The sequence below is a fragment of the Acidimicrobiales bacterium genome, from assembly GCA_040219515.1.
Lineage (GTDB): Bacteria > Actinomycetota > Acidimicrobiia > Acidimicrobiales > Aldehydirespiratoraceae > JAJRXC01.
The window spans coordinates 329,417-347,875 of the sequence record JAVJSI010000009.1 but is presented as its reverse complement, the minus strand read 5'-3'; the positions used below and the strand labels follow the sequence as shown (position 1 = coordinate 347,875).

At 68.5% G+C, this 18,459-nt stretch carries 19 protein-coding genes; 12 read left to right on the top strand and 7 right to left on the bottom strand.

Annotated elements, in window-relative coordinates:
- Positions 1–141 precede the first annotated feature (141 nt).
- Complete coding sequence (locus RIB98_08410) at positions 142–570, top strand: SRPBCC family protein (protein ID MEQ8840989.1); 429 nt, start codon at positions 142–144, stop codon at positions 568–570.
- Positions 571–574: 4 nt separating this feature from the next.
- Here the strand turns inward: RIB98_08410 and RIB98_08405 are convergent, their stop codons facing one another.
- A complete protein-coding gene (locus tag RIB98_08405) occupies positions 575–1,054 on the bottom strand; it encodes a CarD family transcriptional regulator (protein ID MEQ8840988.1) in 480 nt (159 codons plus the stop codon).
- Between the two features lie 125 nt (positions 1,055–1,179).
- Here RIB98_08405 and RIB98_08400 point away from each other — a divergent pair, with 125 nt between their 5' ends.
- The 4 genes from RIB98_08400 (at position 1,180) to RIB98_08385 (ending at position 5,134) form a co-directional block, all read left to right on the top strand.
- Entirely contained in the window at positions 1,180–2,253 is a 1,074-nt protein-coding gene (locus RIB98_08400; protein ID MEQ8840987.1) for a hypothetical protein, read from the top strand.
- Positions 2,254–2,314: 61 nt separating this feature from the next.
- Positions 2,315–3,802, top strand: a complete 1,488-nt coding sequence (locus tag RIB98_08395; protein MEQ8840986.1) for a site-specific DNA-methyltransferase — start codon at positions 2,315–2,317, stop codon at positions 3,800–3,802.
- Positions 3,802–4,134 carry a hypothetical protein gene (locus tag RIB98_08390; GenBank protein MEQ8840985.1) on the top strand — a complete coding sequence of 111 codons (333 nt, stop codon included), beginning with the start codon at positions 3,802–3,804 and terminating at the stop codon, positions 4,132–4,134. Before RIB98_08395 ends, RIB98_08390 begins: the two co-directional genes overlap by 1 nt.
- Positions 4,127–5,134: a hypothetical protein gene (locus RIB98_08385; GenBank protein MEQ8840984.1), complete on the top strand. Its 1,008-nt coding sequence runs from the start codon at positions 4,127–4,129 to the stop codon at positions 5,132–5,134. The genes RIB98_08390 and RIB98_08385 overlap by 8 nt, the downstream gene beginning before the upstream one ends.
- Here RIB98_08385 and RIB98_08380 read toward each other — a convergent pair.
- On the bottom strand, positions 5,113–5,715 hold the full coding sequence (locus tag RIB98_08380) for a hypothetical protein (protein MEQ8840983.1): 603 nt from the start codon (positions 5,713–5,715) through the stop codon (positions 5,113–5,115). The two genes, RIB98_08385 and RIB98_08380, sit on opposite strands and share 22 nt — an antisense overlap.
- A 9-nt stretch (positions 5,716–5,724) precedes the next feature.
- Positions 5,725–6,606, bottom strand: coding sequence for a glutaminyl-peptide cyclotransferase (locus RIB98_08375; GenBank protein ID MEQ8840982.1), 882 nt, complete (start codon positions 6,604–6,606; stop codon positions 5,725–5,727).
- A gap of 77 nt (positions 6,607–6,683) precedes the next feature.
- Between RIB98_08375 and RIB98_08370 the strand changes: the two genes are divergently transcribed.
- Entirely contained in the window at positions 6,684–6,896 is a 213-nt protein-coding gene (locus RIB98_08370; protein ID MEQ8840981.1) for a hypothetical protein, read from the top strand.
- Positions 6,897–6,902: 6 nt separating this feature from the next.
- On the opposite strand, the gene RIB98_08365 is transcribed toward RIB98_08370, so the two are convergent.
- Positions 6,903–7,649, bottom strand: a complete 747-nt coding sequence (locus tag RIB98_08365) for an SDR family NAD(P)-dependent oxidoreductase (protein ID MEQ8840980.1) — start codon at positions 7,647–7,649, stop codon at positions 6,903–6,905.
- 142 nt (positions 7,650–7,791) lie between these two features.
- On the opposite strand from RIB98_08365, the gene RIB98_08360 reads away from it, so the two are divergent.
- The gene (locus tag RIB98_08360) at positions 7,792–9,357 is read left to right on the top strand and encodes an EAL domain-containing protein (GenBank protein ID MEQ8840979.1); all 1,566 of its coding nucleotides are present in this window, start codon (positions 7,792–7,794) and stop codon (positions 9,355–9,357) included.
- Here the strand turns inward: RIB98_08360 and RIB98_08355 are convergent.
- From RIB98_08355 to RIB98_08345, 3 genes are read right to left on the bottom strand one after another with little or no spacing between them, the layout of a single operon-like run.
- Positions 9,329–10,111 carry a PaaI family thioesterase gene (locus RIB98_08355; protein ID MEQ8840978.1) on the bottom strand — a complete coding sequence of 261 codons (783 nt, stop codon included), beginning with the start codon at positions 10,109–10,111 and terminating at the stop codon, positions 9,329–9,331. The genes RIB98_08360 and RIB98_08355 overlap by 29 nt on opposite strands.
- On the bottom strand, positions 10,108–10,683 hold the full coding sequence (locus RIB98_08350; GenBank protein ID MEQ8840977.1) for a hypothetical protein: 576 nt from the start codon (positions 10,681–10,683) through the stop codon (positions 10,108–10,110). The genes RIB98_08355 and RIB98_08350 overlap by 4 nt, the downstream gene beginning before the upstream one ends.
- Entirely contained in the window at positions 10,680–11,906 is a 1,227-nt protein-coding gene (locus RIB98_08345) for a CoA transferase (GenBank protein MEQ8840976.1), read from the bottom strand. Before RIB98_08345 ends, RIB98_08350 begins: the two co-directional genes overlap by 4 nt.
- 73 nt (positions 11,907–11,979) lie before the next feature.
- Between RIB98_08345 and RIB98_08340 the strand changes: the two genes are divergently transcribed.
- The 5 genes from RIB98_08340 (at position 11,980) to RIB98_08320 (ending at position 18,456) form a co-directional block, all read left to right on the top strand.
- On the top strand, positions 11,980–12,516 hold the full coding sequence (locus RIB98_08340) for a hypothetical protein (GenBank protein MEQ8840975.1): 537 nt from the start codon (positions 11,980–11,982) through the stop codon (positions 12,514–12,516).
- 430 nt (positions 12,517–12,946) lie between these two features.
- Entirely contained in the window at positions 12,947–14,695 is a 1,749-nt protein-coding gene (locus RIB98_08335) for an amidohydrolase family protein (protein ID MEQ8840974.1), read from the top strand.
- Positions 14,696–14,702: 7 nt separating this feature from the next.
- The gene (locus RIB98_08330; protein MEQ8840973.1) at positions 14,703–16,439 is read left to right on the top strand and encodes an amidohydrolase family protein; all 1,737 of its coding nucleotides are present in this window, start codon (positions 14,703–14,705) and stop codon (positions 16,437–16,439) included.
- Positions 16,439–17,980, top strand: coding sequence for a carotenoid oxygenase family protein (locus RIB98_08325; GenBank protein ID MEQ8840972.1), 1,542 nt, complete (start codon positions 16,439–16,441; stop codon positions 17,978–17,980). The genes RIB98_08330 and RIB98_08325 overlap by 1 nt, the downstream gene beginning before the upstream one ends.
- The gene (locus RIB98_08320) at positions 17,980–18,456 is read left to right on the top strand and encodes a YbaK/EbsC family protein (protein ID MEQ8840971.1); all 477 of its coding nucleotides are present in this window, start codon (positions 17,980–17,982) and stop codon (positions 18,454–18,456) included. Before RIB98_08325 ends, RIB98_08320 begins: the two co-directional genes overlap by 1 nt.
- Positions 18,457–18,459 lie beyond the last annotated feature (3 nt).

Here is an 18,459-nt window from a genome sequence, read left to right as displayed (position 1 = left end):
GCAACGCCGGTCCGGGCACCAGTACGGCTGCTCGTGGTAGCGGAGTCCGGCGGACAGTCCCCCGTTCCTCCAACATGGTGGCAGCGCGAAATAGGTCGCGCGACCCTTGTTGGGGCGCTTGGCTTCGGTGACTCTCGTGGAATGGCCAGCTACACCGCGACGATCAACGTGGTCGCGACGCCCGAGCAGGCGTTCGCCTACCTGCGCGACCCGATGAACCGAGTGGAGTGGGACCCGTCGGTGCGTCGCGTGGTCGCCGCCGGCGATCATTTCGACGTGACCGTCGGTTTCTACGGCAAGGCGATCGACGCGACCTACACGGTCTCCTTCGACCCAGCCGACGAGCTCGACCCGCCGTCGCGGATCGTGTTCGAGACGGCCGGCAAGGTGAAGGGCCGCGACGTGATCGAGATCGTCGAGCGCGACGGGGGATCGAGCATCACGCTCGATCTCGAGGTGCTCATGAAGGGTCCCGCCCGCCTGCTCGATCGCGGGCTTCAGGTGGCGTTCGCCGGCATCGGCGACAACATGGCCAGTGAGATGAAGAAGCGCCTCGACGGCGCTCCCTAGCTTCTCAGACGAGGGCGCCGTCGACCTTGGCCATCGCATCGTCTTCTTCGACGTCGAGGGCGAAGGCGAGTTCGGAGACCAGCACGTTGCGGGCCTTCGTGTAGAGCGACTTCTCGCCGGCCGAAAGGCCCTTGGCCTGATCACGAAGCGCCAGGTTCCGCACGACCTCGGCGACCTGGTAGACGTCGCCCGACTTCAGCTTCTCCTGATGGTTCTTGAAGCGCCGCGACCAGTTGGCCGGCTCGCGCACGTCGCGCTTGGCCAGGACCTCGAAGAGGTCCTCGACGTCCTCGGTGGATATGGGCCAGCGCATGCCGACTTCCTCGGCCTTGTCGACCGGGACGGCGAGGGTCATCTCGCCGTGAGCCATGCGCAGGACGAGATACTCCTTCTCTTCGCCGAACACGGTGCGCTTTTCCTTCTTCTCGATCACCGCCGCCCCGTGATGGGGGTACACAACGCGGTCACCAGGCTTGTAGCTCAAGAGGGGTCCTCACAGATCGGGATGCTCGGCGAAAGACCGAGCGAATCGCCTGGTGACAGGATGCCAGGTCCCGGCAGGATCGCAAACGCGGTCGGCGCGCGGATTCCCCCTACGATCGGCGTCCGATGCCCTCCCTCTCGCCCGCCACCCGGATCCGTCTGTGGTGGCTCGGCGCGTTCGTGGTGGTCGCGGCGTTCGTCGTCGGCGGCGGCGTGTACGTCGCCGACAGCTTCGTCGAGGACCCCGATCCGGTCGTGGTCGTCACCGCGCCGGCCGCGCTCGCCATGGTGGATCCGTCGCTGCAGCTCGACACCGCGCCGGCTCGCACGATCGACCCGTACCGGGGTTACGGCACCTGGGTCGACGTGTTCGACTTCGACCCGGCCTACAACCCACCGACGGTGACCGCTGCCGATCTGCCCGAGATGGCCGACCTCGGCGTGCGGACGCTGTATCTCCAGGGCGCCCGGCTCGATGATCGCACGCCGGACGGACTCGTCGACCCGTGGCTGTTGGCCGAGATGCTTCTGGCCTCGCATCGCGAGGGGGTCGAGGTGGTGGGCTGGTACCTGCCCCGGTTCGAGGCGTCCACCGAGGACCTGGATCGGCTCGTTGCGATGTCCGAATTCGAGGTGCTCGGCCACCGATTCGACGGGATCGCCGTCGACATCGAGTGGATCGGTCCAGACCTCGAGGGAAACCCCATCGACGACGAGACGCGATCGTCCCGCCTCGTCGATCTCACGGTCGGCCTGGGTGCCGCGGTCGGCCCGGATCCGGTCGGGGCGATCGTGCCGCCGCCGGTGCAGACCGAGGTGATCAACACCTCGTTCTGGCCGGGTTTCCCGTGGACCGAGATCGCCGAGGTCTACGACGTGTGGTTGCCGATGAGCTACTGGTCGTTCCGGTCCGACGCGTCGGGCTACGGCGAGGGCTACACGTATCACGAGGAGTCGACCCGGCGTCTGCGTACCAATGTCGGCGACCCCGATGCGCTGGTGCACGGCATCGGCGGCATCGGCGGACTCGACGGGGTCGACGATCCGCCCGACCCGCCGGAACCCCTGGCCACGGTGGACGAGATCGAACGGTTCGTCGACGCCCTGGCCGACACGGCGTCGATCGGTGGCTCGATCTACGACTGGAACACGCTCGAACCGGCCGTGCGGGTGCGCCTGTCGGAGTTGTTCCCCGGCTGAGTGTCACACGCCGTCCATAGGGTGCGCCGTAGGATCGCTCCACGAGTTCGGGAGACCGTCAGTGTCTGACATTCGCAAATCAACCGCCACGACGGCCTTCGGCGTGGGCAAGCGCGAGAGCCACGATTCGTCGTCGTTCTACGAGCGCTTCACCCCGCCCGAGATCAGCGCCGATGACTCGGTCAACCCAATCCCCGCGTCGGTGAGGGCCATCCACAATCGCGACAGCCGCGAGATCTCGTCGGTGCTGCCGGCCAACTCGGTCGCCCTGGTCGCCACCTCGCCGCCCTATTTCGTGGGCAAGGAGTACGAACTCGCCATCACCGGCGATCCCGACACCCGGGGGTCGGTGCCGAGCGTGCCCACCTCCTACTTCGACTATCTCCAGATGTTGCGCGACGTGTTCGCGTCGTGCGTCGAGGTGCTCGAGCCGGGCGGACGCATCGCCGTCAACGTCGCCAATCTGGGCCGCAAGCCGTATCGCAGTCTGAGCGCCGACGTCATCTCGATTCTCCAGGACGATCTCGGACTCCTCCTGCGGGGCGAGATCATCTGGCAGAAGGCCGAGGGGGCCACCGGTTCGGTGGCCTGGGGTTCCTATCGGAAGGCCACCAACCCGGTGTTGCGCGATCTCACCGAGCGGGTGATCGTGGCCAGCAAGGGGCGCTTCGACCGGGCTCAGTCCAAGGAACGACGCAGCACGATGTCGGCCGACGACTTCATGGAGGCCACGCTCGACGTGTGGAAGATCAGCCCCGAGTCGGCCAAGCGGGTGCGGCACCCGGCCCCGTTCCCGGTCGAGCTGCCCCGCCGCCTGATCGACCTCTACACCTACGAGGGTGATGCGGTGCTCGACCCCTTCCTCGGCTCGGGATCCACGCTGGTGGCCGCCGAGCGCACCGGTCGACGGGGGATCGGGTTCGATCTCGATCCGGAATACTGCGAGATCGCGGCCGAGCGGGTCGAGGCCGAACGGACCCGCCCCCACCTGCGCACGGTCGAGGTCGAGGCCGAGGATCCGCTGTTCGAGCTGCCCGACGACGATGCCGACCGTCAGGAGTTCTTCCAGGCTCGAGCCACCAGCGAGGGCAAGAAGGCGGCCGACATCGCCCAGCGGGTGCTCGAGGAAGCCGGGTTCGAGATCGTCAGGACCCCGGTCAAGGTGCCCAAGGTCGGGGTGCAGTTCAACTTCCTCGTGGCCGACGCCGAAGGTGGGCAGTTCTATGTCGATGTGTCCGGCGCGTTCACCACGGTCCGTCCCGGCTTGATGCGCACCGACACGCTGTGGAAGACCCTCGGTCGTATCCACGTGCTGCGAGCGACCGACGAACCGCAGGACCCCAGCCGGGTGCTGGTGCTCACCTCCAACCTGCCCAAGGCCAACAGCGAGGGCGACAAGGCGTTGCGGGCCGTGGGCCCCGATCAGGTCTTCGATGCGGTCGAGATGTTCGACAAGGCCGGTGTCGCCCGGCTGCGGGCCTATGCCGAGGGGGGCGCAGTGTTGCCGGTCCTCGGCTTCTGGACCGAGAGCGACATCGAGAAGATCTGATGGCGACGGTCGCCTACGCCGTCGTCCACACCGAGCCACCGTCGATCTTTCTGGCCGACGACATCGTCCTATTGCACCGTGTCCTCGCCCTCGAGGTCGTCGCCCGTACCCATCCGAGCCTGCTGGCCGGGGAGGCCGACGCCATCCGGGCGGCGTTGCTCGAAGAACGGTGGGGCGACGCAACGGTGGCGTGGATCCGCACGACCGGCACCGGTATCGACGTCTACGACGGCAAGAGCGTCTACACGGACGACGACCTTCCGGCCGACATGATCGGCGCGCAACTCCAGTTCACCCGGCTGTTCGCCGAAGGTGGGTCGGCCGGTGGCTGACACCCGCACCGAGATCACCGAGATCACCACCGGGCTCGGGCTCTTCGGCTTCCGGGACATCGAGCGGGCCCTCGCGGCCCGGCCCCGGTTCATCCTCAATGTCGACGACGGCATCTACGACCGACTCGACACGGCGTTCGCCGGCGGCACCCACGACCAGATCTTTCGTACCGCCTACGAGAACGGGGCGGTGTTCGCCCGAGCCGATGACGGGCTCCGCGGTCGTCCCCCGTGGGTGGTCGAGTGGAAGGGTCCCCACCGGCCACCGGCCTACGAGCAGATTCCGGCTGACCTGCGCGTCGACCACGTCTACCTGCTGAGCTGCAAGTACGGGTCCAACATCTTGCACAACGCGTCGCCCTGGCACGTGTTCGATCGTGCCCTCAGCGAGCGGTCGAAGCAGTCGGGCGACTGGTTCGCGGCAGTTGCCCCCGAGTCGTTCCAGGAGTTCTACGCCCAGGTCCGAGGCCATGTCGGCGAAGCCACGCTGCCCGAGCGCGTGGTCGACCTCGAGGCCGTCCACCGGCAGCTGCTCAAGTCGGCGCTGAAGGGGCGTTGGCCGGCCCACCTTCGCAGCGATTGGCAGCACGTCGCGTCGGAGATCGCCCGAGCGAGCGCCGAACGATTGCTCCGGGCCGCGCCGGGCCGACGCGAACGCGAAGAGTTCCTGTGGCGGGTGCTGCGGCTCCAGGCTGCGCCCTACTTCGTGCTCGGGGCCGGCCTCGATGATCAACCCCTGCGCTATCGCGTGGGCACGCCGTGGGACTTCCGCAATCGCTTCGGACTGCGCAGCTTCGACATGTGGCCCGACTTCGTGGGCCAGCCGACCGTGCGGTGGCGGGCCGACCTGTCCGATCGGGTCACCGATGCGGACCGTGTCGTCGAGGGCCATGTCGAGGTGCGGTGGAGCCATGGCAAGTTCGGCGGCGTTCCCGAGGCGAAGATCTATCTCGACACGCCGCACCACGAGGTGGCCGGCTATGAGCCCCTCGACGGCTGATCGATACCGGCTTCCCACGCGACCCGGCGGGCGACCAGGGCGCGGGCGAGGCGGGCGTCGCTGGCCACGTAGTCGCGCCGTTCGTCGTCGGACAGCTCGTGGATGCGCTCGCGGTCGACCTCGACCACCGGCAAGCCGACCATGCGGGCCAGGGGCTTGAGGCCGCACGGCAGGTGGAGGCTGGCGCCCACGTCGGCCCGGAAGAGCTGGTAGCCGTCGAGATGACCGTGGTGATGCCAGGTGGCCCGGTAGGCACCGGCGTGGCCGGCCAGCGGTTCGTGATGACCACCGATCGCGAGATCGAGCCGGAGCTCGAGACCGAGCCGGATGCCCAGCCGCCGCGCCCGGTCGGCCAGGAACGGAAGATCGAAGCCGCCACCGTTCCAGGTGACCAGCACGCCGGCCGGCAGCGCGGCGAGCACGTCGTCGAGTTCACCGATGATCGTCGACTCGTCGCCGTCGAGCACGACCTCGAGGTTGTCGCCGGTGAGGGCGATGGCCACGACGGCCGCGACCTCGGGATCGAGCCCGTTGACCGTGGTGTCGGTCTCGATGTCGAGGCCATAGGTCAGCGGGGTCATGCGGCCACACTATTCCGCTGGTGTGACGCCCTCGGTGGCGACCCCCACGACGAAGAAGGTCGGCCACCACATTCCGCCGAGCAGAAGGGTGCCGTCACCTCGGTCGGCGATGCCGTTCAACACTGCCTCGTCGTCGGCGGGGTCGATCGCGTCGCGGAGGACGGCGGCATCGATGGTGGCGACGACGTCCCCCGACGACGGATCGATGACGACGATCTCGTCGGACTTCCACACGTTGGCCACGACGTGGTCATCGATGCACTCGAGTTCGTTGAGCGCCGGGACCTCGTCGTCGCCCCGGCGCACCGTGACCGAGTCGAGGAGGTCGAAGGTGACGGGATCGCGCCGGGCGAGTCGGGCGCTGCCGTCGGACATCCAGAGTCCCTCGGGGCCCGCGCACAGACCCCATCCCTCGCCCTCGTAGCGGAACTCGCCGACCGGCTCGAGCGTGTCGGCGTCGTAGCGCAACGCGATGCCGTTGCGCCACGTCAACTGGACGATCTCGTCGTCGACGACGGTCAACCCCTCGCCGTAGAGGTCGGCGTCGAGCGCCGTGCTGCGCAGAACCCGGCCGCTGGTGGGGTCGAGCAACCGCAGGGTCGACGCGCCGAGACGGCCCGTGCTCTCGAGCGTGCCGGTGGCGGCGACCTCCAATCCCTGGGTGAACGCCGTTTCGTCGTGGGGGAGCCGAGCGAGGACCTGCACGTGCCATTCCTGGAGGTCGTCGGTGATCGCGGCCGGCCACGGCGAAACGGCCGCCGGTGCGAGGGTCGGTGTGAGGCTCGTCGTGGGCACCGGGGCCGTGGCCGGCGCGGCATCCGGCGTCGGCCCGCACGCACCGACGAGACTGACGACGACGATGCCGGCAAGGCAGCGGAGGGGGACGCGCATCCGTTCCATGCTCGCAGGTCCTCGACCACGAAGGGTGGCGAAGGTCAAGGGGCCGCGAACGACGCCGATGGAGGCCCGTGGAAGAGTCGACCGAACCCCCCGTGGTCTCCAACTCGCTACGCGGTATCCGTGTGGCGGCCATGATCGGCACCGTCGTCGCGCTCGCACTGGTCGTCGTCGGCTTCAGCACGGGCATCGTGTTCGGCCTGGTCGCACTCTTCGCGCTGCCGGCCATCCCACTGATCTTCGTTCTCGGCTTCGAGGCGGTCGTGGGTACACGCGCTGAGTAGAGCTCGTCAGGCGAGCGTCCCACCGTCCACGCGGAGGACCTCGCCGTTGATGTGGGCCGCCTCGGGGGCGGCGAGGAACACGATGGCGGCGGCAACCGTCTCCGGCCCCCGGAACTCGTCGAGGGGGGAGATCCGGTCGAACAGGGAGAAATCGATGTCCTCGGGAAGCTCGAGGCCCCCGACCATCGGCGTGGTGATGCCCCCCGGCGCCACGGCGTTGACGCGAACGCCGCGCCGCGCGTACTCCATGGCCAGTGTGCGCGTCATCGCGAGCACGCCGCCCTTCGATGCGCTGTACGCCGTCATCCACGGGTGACCCGAGAGTGCCGAGGTCGAGGCAGCCATCACGATCGAGCCCTTCGACTCCACGATGGCGGGCAGGGCGTGGCGTGTCGTGTAGAACACGCCCGTCAGGTTCACCGCGATGACCCGGTCCCACTCGTCGTCGGTCGTCTGGTCGGAGTGGGATGCGGCGAGCACCCCGGCGATGTTGCACAGCACGTCGAGGCGCCCGTAGGTGTCGAGCGCGAGGTCGATCGGCGTCTCGGCCCCGTCGCGTCGGCTGACATCGGCACACACCGATACCGCGGTCCCGCCGGCCGCCCTGATCTCGTCGGCGACACCGGCGACCGCCTCGTTGATGTCGGCCGCGACGACCGAAGCACCTTCTGAGGCGAGCCGAATCGCGGTGGCGCGGCCGATGCCTGACCCGGCGCCGGTCACCACTGCCACCTTGTCGATGAATCGTTCCATGGCCGCAATCTGGCAGGTCGAACCCGGAGAAGGCGAACTGATGGGCCGTTCAGTCTGGTTTTGGAGGGCAGATCATGGGTCGATCGGCCCCACCTTCGTGAGGTGCTTCACTTGCGGTCGCGGCCGGACCGATACCACCGTCGTGACTTCGCAGAACCGGCGCGACGCCGGCCGTCCACTTGTCCAGAAGATCGCACTCTCGGTGTGTCTTCCGAGCGCGCTCGGTCTCCTGGCGACCGTCGGGGTCTCCCTGTGGATCGGCCACCGTCGCGATTTCGCGCTCGACGGCGGCAGCGTGACCCTCGTGACGGGGGCGCTCGTCACCGCACTGATGACCGCCACCCTCCTGGCCCAACGCGCGATGAGCGGGGAGACCCACGCTCGACTGCGCGAGATGGAGCATCGGGCATCGCACGACGAGCTGACGGGACTTCTGGCCCGTGACGAGCTCCGGGCCCGGCTCGACGTCGCCCTGCGCAGCGCGTACCGCCACGACAGTGTCGTCGGCGTGCTGTTCCTCGATCTCGACGGCTTCAAGGCGATCAATGACAGCATGGGTCACGAGGCCGGCGACGAACTCCTGCAGCGATTCGGCGAGCGCTTGCGGGCGTCGGTGCGGTCCGAGGACCTCGTCGCCCGCTTCGGTGGCGACGAGTTCGTGGTCGTCACCCTCGGCCTCGAGCGGGAACCGGCCGTTCGCGAAGTGGCCGAGAACGTGCGCCGGGCTTTCGAGGCGCCCGTCGAGATCGCCGACGGCCACATCCTGATGACGCCCAGCATCGGCATCGCGGTCGGCTCCCGGCTCAACCCGGCCCGCCCCGACGATCTCGTGGCCAACGCGGACCAGGCGATGTATCGCGCCAAGCGGCACCGGCTCGGTATCGACGTGTTCGACGACCACCAGCGGCGCGAGGTGCTCGGTCGCCGTGAGGTGGAACAGTCGCTGGTCCCGGCCCTCGCCGATGGTCAGTTCCATGTGTACTACCAGCCGATCATCTCGGCGGCGGAAGCGCGAACGGTGGCGGTCGAAGGACTCGTGCGCTGGCAGCATCCCGTGCACGGCACCCTCAGTCCCGAACGGTTCCTCGAGGTCGCCGAGGCGGCCGGCCTGATCGCCCGGCTCGGCGAAGTGGTGATGCGCGAAGCCGTCGCCCAGACGTCCGTGTGGAACCACCTCTACGGTCCGGACCATCGCACCCGGGTCGGCGTGAACGTCGCCGAGCGTCAACTGGTCGACCCTGCCTTCGCCGACCGGGTCGCGGAGATCCTGGCCTGGGCCGGCGTCGGTGCCGATCAACTCGATCTCGAGATCGGCGAGGAGTTGTTGCTCCGCCGTATCGACGACTCGAGTCGGGTGCTGCATCGTGTGGCCGACCTCGGGTGCCGCATCGTGATCGACGACTTCGGCACTACCCACGGCTCATTGTCGCGAATCCGCGACCTCGATCTGGTCCGCGGGGTGAAGGTCGATCGCTCGATCATCGCCGGACTGGGCAAGGACGACGTGTCGCGAGCCGTCGTCGAGGCGACCGTCTCGATGTCGCGGGCACTCGACATCGAGGTGATCGCGGAAGGGGTCGAGACGATCGAGCAGCGGTCCATGGTCATCGACCTCGGGATCGACCTCATGCAGGGGTTTCTGTTCCAAGAGCCGCTACCCGCCGATGAGTTCGAGCGGGTCAGTGGGATGGTCGACGCGCTGAAGTGACGACATCGGCGATCGCGACGAGACGATTCGTCGAGCGATCCTCGATCCGGACCGCGCACAGCTTGCTGTCGACGTCGTCGCGGATCACTTCGGCGGTGACACCCACCGGCCCCTCGCCGATCTGTTCGAGATAGTGGATGTGGAGGTCGCGGGCCCACCCGTCGCCGGCCGCGGAGACCGCGGCGGCCTCGGCGGCGAGGGCGAGGACGCCGCCATTGACCGTGCCGAAGCTGTTCTCGATGTAGGGGGTCTTGTCGACCCGGAGTTGGCCGGGACCGACGGGAATCATGCCGCACATCTCGACGACCGGATCGAGGATCGGTCGGCCGCCGTCCATCATCGGTCCGGTCGGCCGGGGGGTGCCGTCGTCGTCGACCGCGACTCTCGTCGCCGAGCCGGGAATGCGGGCGAAGGCCATTCGTCCCGTGGCACAGACTGCGCCGTCGTCGTCGTGGATCACGGCATCGACGACCACACTGCGAGCGCCGAGGCGCAGCGGCCGGCATCTGATCGTCACGTCACCGCCGGCCACCGGTCGGATGACGTGGATGTGGAGATCGGCGGTTGCGATCCAGTCGGGCGCGACCGATCGCAGCGCGATGCCGGCGCCACTCACGTCGACCAGCGTGGCGAGTGCGCCCAGGCGCAGACCATGGGCATCGCAGAGTCCGGCCGTGACGGGCATCCGGGTGTGGTCGTCGTGGGCGACGAATCCGAGGTCGCGCAACACGTGGACGGCGGGCGGATAACTCATGCGTCGTCGAGCAGTCGGTCTTCGAGGTCGGCGAAGTCCTCGGCGTCCATGAGTGGCTGCTCGGGCATCCCGACGCCGCAGCCGAAACCGATCAGTGCTCGGGCTCCCTCGAACCCGGGTGCCGGGCGCGTGACCAGCTGCTCGAGCTTCTCCTTGTCGCCTTCGACGATGATGCGGGCGAAGTCGTAGTCGTAGGGCCCGGCCGTCTCGAGATAGTCGGCGTAGTAGTTGATGACGCCGTCGATCTCGGCCCGGGCACCGACGCTGGTCAGCGGGTAAATGTCCTCCCAGAAGGCGTAGGCGAGCACCGCGACCGGTCCGGTGCCGGCGAGATCCGGGATCTCGGCCACGTTGTCGGCCAGTGTCCGGGCCCGTTCGCAGATCAGCTCGTTGGCCGCCTCCTGGCTCAGGGTCGTGGTGGGCGGCACCGTGGTGGTGGTCGTCGAGGTGGTGGACGCCGAACCGGCTGCGTCATCGCGACCGGAGTGGTTCTCGATGCGGTTCCAGGCGAACGCGATCGCGCCCAGCGCCACGGCGACGACGATGATGCCCCGGAAGTCGATCCACCTCACCCGGACAGGCTATTCCCCGGCGGCAGACCGATGGCACCGGCCGCGGCGAGGCGATCGGCGTCGCCGGCGCGGCCCAGCGATTCGAGGATCTCGACCGTGTGCTCGCCGAGTTCGGGGGCGAGGCTCCGTGCCGCCCACGGTGTGCCGTGGAAGTCGCACGGGGTGGCGACCATCGAGGTCGTGGTGGCACCGTCGGGCACCTCGATGAGGGCACCCGAGGCCACGAACTGTGGATCGGCGAGGAGGTCGTCAGGCGAGTTGACGGGGGCCCAGAAGAAGTCGGGCTCGGTGTCGAAACGCTCGATCCACTCCGGGAGTGACTTGGTGACGAAGATCTTGTCGAGCTCGGCGATGAGTTCCTGACCGTTCATCGCCCGATCCATGGCGGTGGCCCAACGCGGGTCGTCGATCCATTCGGGGTGACCGACGACGCGGGCCAGCGGCGGCCAATGACGTTCGGCTTCCAGCCCGACGATCCAGAAGCGCTTGCCATCGCCGGTGACGTAGTTGTTCATCGACGCGTTGTGCATCGTTTCGCGCTGTCCGACCGCGAGGGTCAGGCCCCAGCCGACGGTGACCGAGAGGTCGAAGCTCAGCGTGTAGATGCCCTCGCGGAACAGCGAGGTGGAGACGAGTTGGCCCTTTCCGGTCTTCTCCCGGTTGTAGAGCCCCGCGCTGATCGCGGCGGCGCCGGCGAGACCCGCATTGTGGTCGCCCATGCCGCCGCGCTGGAACGGCGGGTTGCTGCCGTCGGGCGTGAGCATGTGGGCGATGCCCGAGCGGGCCCAGAACCCGGCGATGTCGTAGGCGGCCTTGTCCTTGTCGGGGCCCTCGAGGCCATAGCCCGTGATCGCGGCATAGACGAGCCGGGGGTGCTCGGCGGTGAGCGTGTCGGGATCGAGGCCGAGCCGGTCGAGGCCGGCGAGGCGCACGTTGGTGAGGAACACGTCGGCTTCGGCGATCAGCGCTTTCGCGATGGCGAGGCCGTCATCGGTCGAGAGGTCGAGGGCAATCGACTTCTTCGACCGGTTGTCCATGTCGAAGACCGGGTTCGTGGGCATGTCCGACCCGAGCATCCGTTGGAAGGTGCGGGCCGGGTCGCCCGCCAGCGGCTCGATCTTGATGACGTCCGCACCCCAGTCGGCGAGGATGCCGCCGGCGGCCGGCCCAGCCACCCACACACCGAGTTCGACGACCTTCACGCCTTCGAGTGGACCAGCCATGTCATTCTCCCCTTCGTCCCCGTACGTCGACGGCAGCACCCTATTCGTTCTTCGTTCATGGCATCGTGGCCGGGTGAACGGAATTCGGGTTCTCACGCTCTGCACCGGCAACACCTGCCGATCACCGATGGCCGAGGTGATCCTCGCCGCGCGTCTGGCCGACCTCGGCGTCGAGGCGACCGTCGCCTCCGCCGGCACCCTGGGGTGGGGCGACCGGGCGGCCACCCCCAATGCGGTTGCGGTGATGGAGGAGATGGGGCTCGACCTCGGCGCCCATCGGAGCCGCCGGATCGAACCAGGTCACCTCGACGTCGATCTGGTGCTCGCGATGACCCGGGACCACGCGGGCGCGGCCATCGCCCGACGCGAGACGATTCGCTCCGGGGTCTTCCTTCCGTCGGAGTTGTTGCGCCTGCTCGGTCCCCAGCCGCTCGAGGGTGATGTGCTCAGCACGATCCGGCGTCTCGGCGGCGAACGGCGCGGACCGACGATCGGGCGAGCATCCGAGGAGATCGCCGACCCGGCCGGGGAACCGATCGAGGTGTACCGCTCGACCGCCGCCCGGCTCGATCGCGAACTCACCGCGCTCGCGAGGTTGCTCGCGGCCTAGGGTTCGGGTCCTCAGGATCGGGACGAGGGAGACGCCGGCGCGGGCGGCGATTTCGCCCAGGCCCACGTGGTCGCCCACCACGTCCAGACGATCACCGGTGTCTCCGACGACGTCCGTGCTGCGCAGAGCCGGGCTGGATCACAGGAAGAGGTCAACGCGCTCACGATTCGGCTCGAACTCCAGGCCGACTGCCTGCCTGGATCCTGGGCGAATGACGACCGCATCCAGGCATCGGCGGGGCAGCAGGTCGAGCCCACACACGTGGACGCACGGTTCAGCCGAACAACGCGAGGCCTCGGTTCACGCTCGGCGTCGACACCGGTGATCCGACCCTCTGCGACGACACGTTCGACACCACGGTCGCCGCCACGCAGGTCATGCCCGTCGAGTGAGTTCGAACGGTCGGCCGGGGCGCCCTAGAGTCGCGCCCATGGCCGACTTCGATCTGATCATCCGCAATGGCACCGTGGTCGACGGCACCGGCGCCGACCGGTTCCTGGCCGACGTGGGTGTCCGAGAAGGCAGGATCGTCGCGGTCGGGCCTGCGCTCGAAGGGACGGCCGACGAGATCATCGATGCCGGCGGCTGCATCGTCACCCCCGGGTTCGTCGACGTGCACACGCACTACGACGGCCAGGTCACCTGGGATCCGATCCTCGAACCCTCCGCGAGCCACGGGGTCACCACGATCGTCACCGGCAACTGCGGTGTCGGATTCGCCCCCGTGCGGCCGGGTACCGAAGACTGGTTGATCCAGCTGATGGAAGGGGTCGAGGACATTCCCGGTGCCGCGCTCAGCGAGGGAATCGACTGGACCTGGGAGACCTTCCCCGAATATCTCGACAACCTCGCCCAGCGCGAATGGGGCATGGATGTCGGGTGCCTGGTGGCCCACGGCGCGGTGCGTGCCTACGTGATGGGTGAGCGGGGCGCCAGGAACGAGCCGGCCACGGCCGACGAGATCGAGGAGATGCGCAGGATCGTCGCCGAGGCGGTGGCAGCCGGCGGGTTGGGCGTCTCCACCTCGCGCACGCTCGCCCACACGGCCATGGACGGTGAACCGGTGCCCGGCACGTTCGCCGCCGAGGACGAGCTCTACGGTCTGGCCCGCGGTTGCGCCGACGCCGGGCACGGGCTGCTCGAACTCGCGCCGATGGGTTCGGCGGGTGAGGACACCGTCGCGCCGCACAAGGAGGTCGACTGGATGGTCAAGATCTCGAAGGACACCGGTGTGCCGGTGTCGTTCGTGCTGGTCCAGATCAACGACGAACCCCGGCTGTGGAAGGAGCTCATGGATCGTTCGGCCGAGGCGGCGGCCGAGGGTGCATCGATCCACCCCCAGGTGGCCGGTCGACTCAACGGCATCCTGCTCGGCCTCGAGGGCCTCAGCCCCTGGCGCGAACGTCCGAGTTGGGAATCGATCAAGGAACTGCCCCTCGACGAGCTGGTGGCCGAGTTGCGCACCCCCGAACGGCGGGCCGCGATCCTGTCCGAGACGCCCGAGACCGACAATCCGTTCTCGCAGTTCATCCTCGGCTCGATGCACCGCATCTACGTGCTCGGTGATCCCCCCGACTACGAGCCGGGCCCGGAGCGCACGATCAAGGCCATTGCCGAGGGCATGGACCGCGAGGTCGACGACCTGCTCTACGACATGTTGCTCGAGGACGAGGGACGGGCGCTGCTGCTGTTCCCGTTCCTGAACTACGCCGACGGCAACGGTGATGCGCTGCGCGAGATGCTCACCCATCCGGCGGGCGTCATCGGCCTGTCCGACGGCGGCGCGCATTGCGGCGTGATCTGCGATGCCTCCCAACCCACCTGGCTGCTGACCCACTGGGCCCGCGACCGCACCCGCGGCGAGAAGCTCCCGCTCGAGTTCATCGTGAAGAAGCAGACCCACGACACCGCCCGACTGTTCGGCTTCCACGATCGCGGCACGCTCGAGGTCGGGGCCAAGGCCGACATCAACGTCGTCGATCTCGACAATCTCACGCTTCGCCCGCCCGAGGTCGCCCGCGACCTTCCGGCCGGCGGCAAGCGGTTCGTGCAGTTCGCGACCGGCTACAAGGCGACGATCGTGAACGGCGTGGTCACCCGCCGTGACGACGTCGACACCGGCGCCCGACCGGGCCGCCTCGTTCGTGCCGGCCGCGCCCCCTCACCCGAAAGAATCTAGGAGAACCATGTACGACCTCTTGATCCGCAACGGCACGGTCGTCGACGGAACCGGCGCCGATCGCCGAGTCGTCGACGTGGCCATCACCGACGGCATCATCGTGGCCGTCGGCCCCGATCTCGGGAACGACGCGACCGAGGTGATCGACGCCACCGGTCTGCTCGTGACGCCCGGCTTCGTCGACGTGCACACGCACTACGACGGACAGGTCACCTGGGACCAGACCCTCGAACCCACCTCGTTGCACGGGGTCACCACCCTCGTCATGGGCAACTGTGGTGTGGGTTTCGCGCCGGTGCGGCCGGGTACCGAGGACTGGTTGATCCAGTTGATGGAAGGGGTCGAGGACATTCCCGGTGCCGCGCTCAGCGAGGGCATCACCTGGAGCTGGGAGACGTTCCCCGAGTATCTCGACGCGCTCGACCGGCTCGAATGGTCCGTCGATGTCGGCACCCAGATTCCCCACGGGTCGGTGCGGGCCTACGTGATGGGGGAGCGCGGCGCCAAGAACGAGCCGGCGTCGCCCGACGAGATCGAGGCGATGGCCGAGATCGTCAAGGATGCGATCGTGGCCGGGGCTCTGGGCGTGTCCACCTCGCGCACCATCGGTCATCGGGCCATGGACGGTGAGCCCGTGCCCGGCACCTTTGCCGCCGAGGACGAGCTCTTCGCCATGGGTCGCGCCTTGCGCGACGGCGGTGGTGGTGTCTTCGAACTCGCGCCGGCCGGATCGGCCGGACTCGATCTCGTCGCACCGATGAAGGAGATCGATTGGATGCGGCGACTCTCGGCGGAGACCGGCCAGCCCGTGACCTTCGCCATGTTGCAGGTGCCGGCCGCGCCGGATCTGTGGCGCGAGCAGATGGACGCCTCGCTGGCGGCCACGGCGGAGGGCGCCAACCTGCATCCCCAGGTGGCCGGTCGGCCCTTCGGCGTGCTGATCGGCTTCGACACCGGTCATCCGTTCATGCTTCGGCCGACTTATCAGACCCTCGCCGACCTGCCGGTCGAGGAGCGCATCATCGAGCTGCGCAAGCCCGAGGTGAAGGCGGCGATTCTCGGCGAGGACAACGGCGAGGGCACCGGTGCGCTCAACGAGGGCATCGCCATGCTCGCCGCCGGCATGCTCGAGTCGCTGTACATCCTCGGTGATCCGCCCGACTACGAGCCGACCCCCGACCGATCGGTGGCCGGCCTGGCCGATGCAGCCGGTGTCTCGCCGGAGGAAGCCGCCTACGACGCGTTCTGTGCGCAGGACGGCAAGGCGCTGCTGATGCTGCCGCTCTACAACTATGTCGACGGCAACCACGACGTCATCCGCGAGCAACTCACCCACCCGCAGGCGGTGGTCGGGCTCGGCGACGGCGGCGCCCACTGTGGACTGATCTGTGACGCCTCGTTGCCGACCACGATGATCGCCCACTGGACACGTGACCGGGCTCGGGGCGAACAGCTCCCGCTGGAGTGGGTCGTGCGCAAGCAGACCAAGGACACCGCCGCGCTGTTCGGCATGACCGACCGGGGCACACTCGAGGTCGGCAAGCGGGCCGACATCAACCTGATCGACCACGACCGACTCAACCTGCGGACCCCCGAACTGGTCCACGACCTTCCGGCCGGCGGTCGCCGCCTCATCCAGACGGCCGAGGGCTACGTCGCCACCATCGTCGCCGGCCAGGTCACCCGTCGCGAGGGCGTCGATACCGGCGCCCGCCCCGGTCGCCTCGTCAGGGGCCGCCGTTAGTGGATCGGCGGAGCTTTCTCGCCGGCGGCGCGGTGGTGGGCGGTGGACTCCTCCTGGGGGCCTGTAGCGCCGACGGCGAGTCCACGACGGCCGCCGTTTCCTCCACCTCCACGACGACCGCGGTGACCTCCACCTCCACGACGACACTTCCTCCATCGTTCGACCCGTCCACGCCCTATTGGCTCCAGGGTGGGTTCGCGCCGGTGACCGAGGAGATCGAGGTCGACGAGCTCGTGGTCCACGGAGCCCTGCCATCGTCGCTGCACGGGCTCTACGCCCGCAACGGCTCCAACCCGTCGAGCGGTCGGTCGCCCCATTGGTTCTTCGGGGACGGAATGATCCACGGCGTGCGCTTCGAGCAAGGGAAGGCGGCGTGGTACGGGAACCGCTACGTCGACACCGCGCTGTACCGAGACGGTCGGGAGTTCGGGGACTTCGACGGCATTCCGGGATTCTCGGAAACCCAGGCGAACGTCAGCGTCTTCGCCCATGGGGGTCGGCTGCTCGCGCTCGGCGAGGTGGGGTGGCCCGTCGAGATCTCGGCCACCGACCTCTCGTCGAGCGGCCCGCTCGACTTCGGGACCGTTGGCGGCACCGGGGTGGGCGGGAACGTCACTGCGCATCCCAAACGCGATCCGGCGACGGGGCTGCTGCACTTCTTCGGCTACGGGTTCACGCCGCCGTACCTCACCTACTACGTGGCGTCGGCCGACGGTCGCACGCTCCTTCACCGCGAAGAGATCTCCGTGGGCGCCGCCGCGATGATCCATGACTTCGCGATCACCGAGTCCGACGTCATCTTCTGGGAGCTACCGGTGTTGTTCGACCTCGAGGCGGCGGCGAACGGGGCGCTCAATCCGTTCTCGTGGACCCCCGACCACGGGTCGCGTGTCGGTGTCATGCCGCTCGGCGGACGCGACGCCGACATGCGGTGGGTGGAGATCGACAACTGCTACGTCTTCCACGGCACCAACGCCCACCGCGACGGCGAACGGATCGTGGTCGACGTGTCCCGCATGAACTCGATGTTCGACGACGGCAGCGACCTGAACGACGAGGGCAGCCGGCTGACCCGCTGGGAGATCGACACCTCGGGAGCGGACCTGTCGTGGTCGACGACGACGCTCAGCGACACCCCGCTCGACCTGCCCGAGATCGACGATCGTTTCACCGGGCGGAGGCACTCCGTCGCCTGGCTCGTGGAGCCGGAGGACACGAGCGAGGGCGACCTGGAGTTCAACGGCGTCGCCGCGTTCGATGTTGCGTCGGGCGCGATCTCGAGCTGGCGGCCGGGACCCGCGCAGCAACCCAACGAGGTGACGTTCGTCGCCGACTCGCCGACGAGTGGCGAGGGCGAGGGCTGGCTGCTCACCTTCGTGTGGGACAAGGCCGAGGATGCTTCGCTGCTCGCGGTGCTCGACGCCACCGATGTGGGCGCGGGACCCGTCGCCACCATCGAGCTTCCCCAACGAGTGCCGTTCGGGTTCCACGGCACGTGGCTGTCAGGCGATCCGACCGAGGTCGACGAGTCGGCGACCTGATGGCGAGGACGGATGCCACCGAACGATTCGTCGCCGCGGCCGAGGCCGAGGGTGTTCTCGTCGAACCCGTGCGTTACCCGGACGGCACCCGCACGGCGGCCGACGCGGCCGCGGCGGTCGGTTGTGACGTGAGCCAGATCGTCAAGTCGCTGGTGGTGATCGGTCCGGACGGCCCCGTCCTCGCCCTCACTGCCGGTCATCATCGAATCGATCTCGACCGGCTGGCCGAGGTGGTGGGCGGACCCGTCGCGATGTCGAGTGCGGATTCAGCCCGGGAGGCCACTGGTTTCGCCATCGGCGGTACGCCGCCGTTCGGTCACCCGGCACCGCTGCCCACCTATCTCGACCCGTCGTTGATGGATCACGACGTGGTCTACGCGGCGGCGGGCACACCGGACACCTGCTTCCCGATCGCTCCCGGCGTGCTCCAAGAGGCGGCGAACGCCCGAATCGCGGCGTTCGTGGCGCACGGTTGATCC

Excerpts from the sequence above, each read along its gene's own strand:
- RIB98_08410 (MEQ8840989.1), top strand. The coding sequence starts at position 142 with ATGGCCAGCTACACCGCGACGATCAACGTGGTCGCGACGCCCGAGCAG.
- RIB98_08400 (MEQ8840987.1), top strand. The coding sequence starts at position 1,180 with ATGCCCTCCCTCTCGCCCGCCACCCGGATCCGTCTGTGGTGGCTCGGC.
- RIB98_08390 (MEQ8840985.1), top strand. The coding sequence starts at position 3,802 with ATGGCGACGGTCGCCTACGCCGTCGTCCACACCGAGCCACCGTCGATC.
- RIB98_08380 (MEQ8840983.1), bottom strand. The coding sequence starts at position 5,715 with ATGACCCCGCTGACCTATGGCCTCGACATCGAGACCGACACCACGGTC.
- RIB98_08375 (MEQ8840982.1), bottom strand. The coding sequence starts at position 6,606 with ATGCGCGTCCCCCTCCGCTGCCTTGCCGGCATCGTCGTCGTCAGTCTC.
- RIB98_08365 (MEQ8840980.1), bottom strand. The coding sequence starts at position 7,649 with ATGGAACGATTCATCGACAAGGTGGCAGTGGTGACCGGCGCCGGGTCA.
- RIB98_08355 (MEQ8840978.1), bottom strand. The coding sequence starts at position 10,111 with ATGAGTTATCCGCCCGCCGTCCACGTGTTGCGCGACCTCGGATTCGTC.
- RIB98_08345 (MEQ8840976.1), bottom strand. The coding sequence starts at position 11,906 with ATGGCTGGTCCACTCGAAGGCGTGAAGGTCGTCGAACTCGGTGTGTGG.
- RIB98_08335 (MEQ8840974.1), top strand. The coding sequence starts at position 12,947 with ATGGCCGACTTCGATCTGATCATCCGCAATGGCACCGTGGTCGACGGC.
- RIB98_08330 (MEQ8840973.1), top strand. The coding sequence starts at position 14,703 with ATGTACGACCTCTTGATCCGCAACGGCACGGTCGTCGACGGAACCGGC.
- RIB98_08320 (MEQ8840971.1), top strand. The coding sequence starts at position 17,980 with ATGGCGAGGACGGATGCCACCGAACGATTCGTCGCCGCGGCCGAGGCC.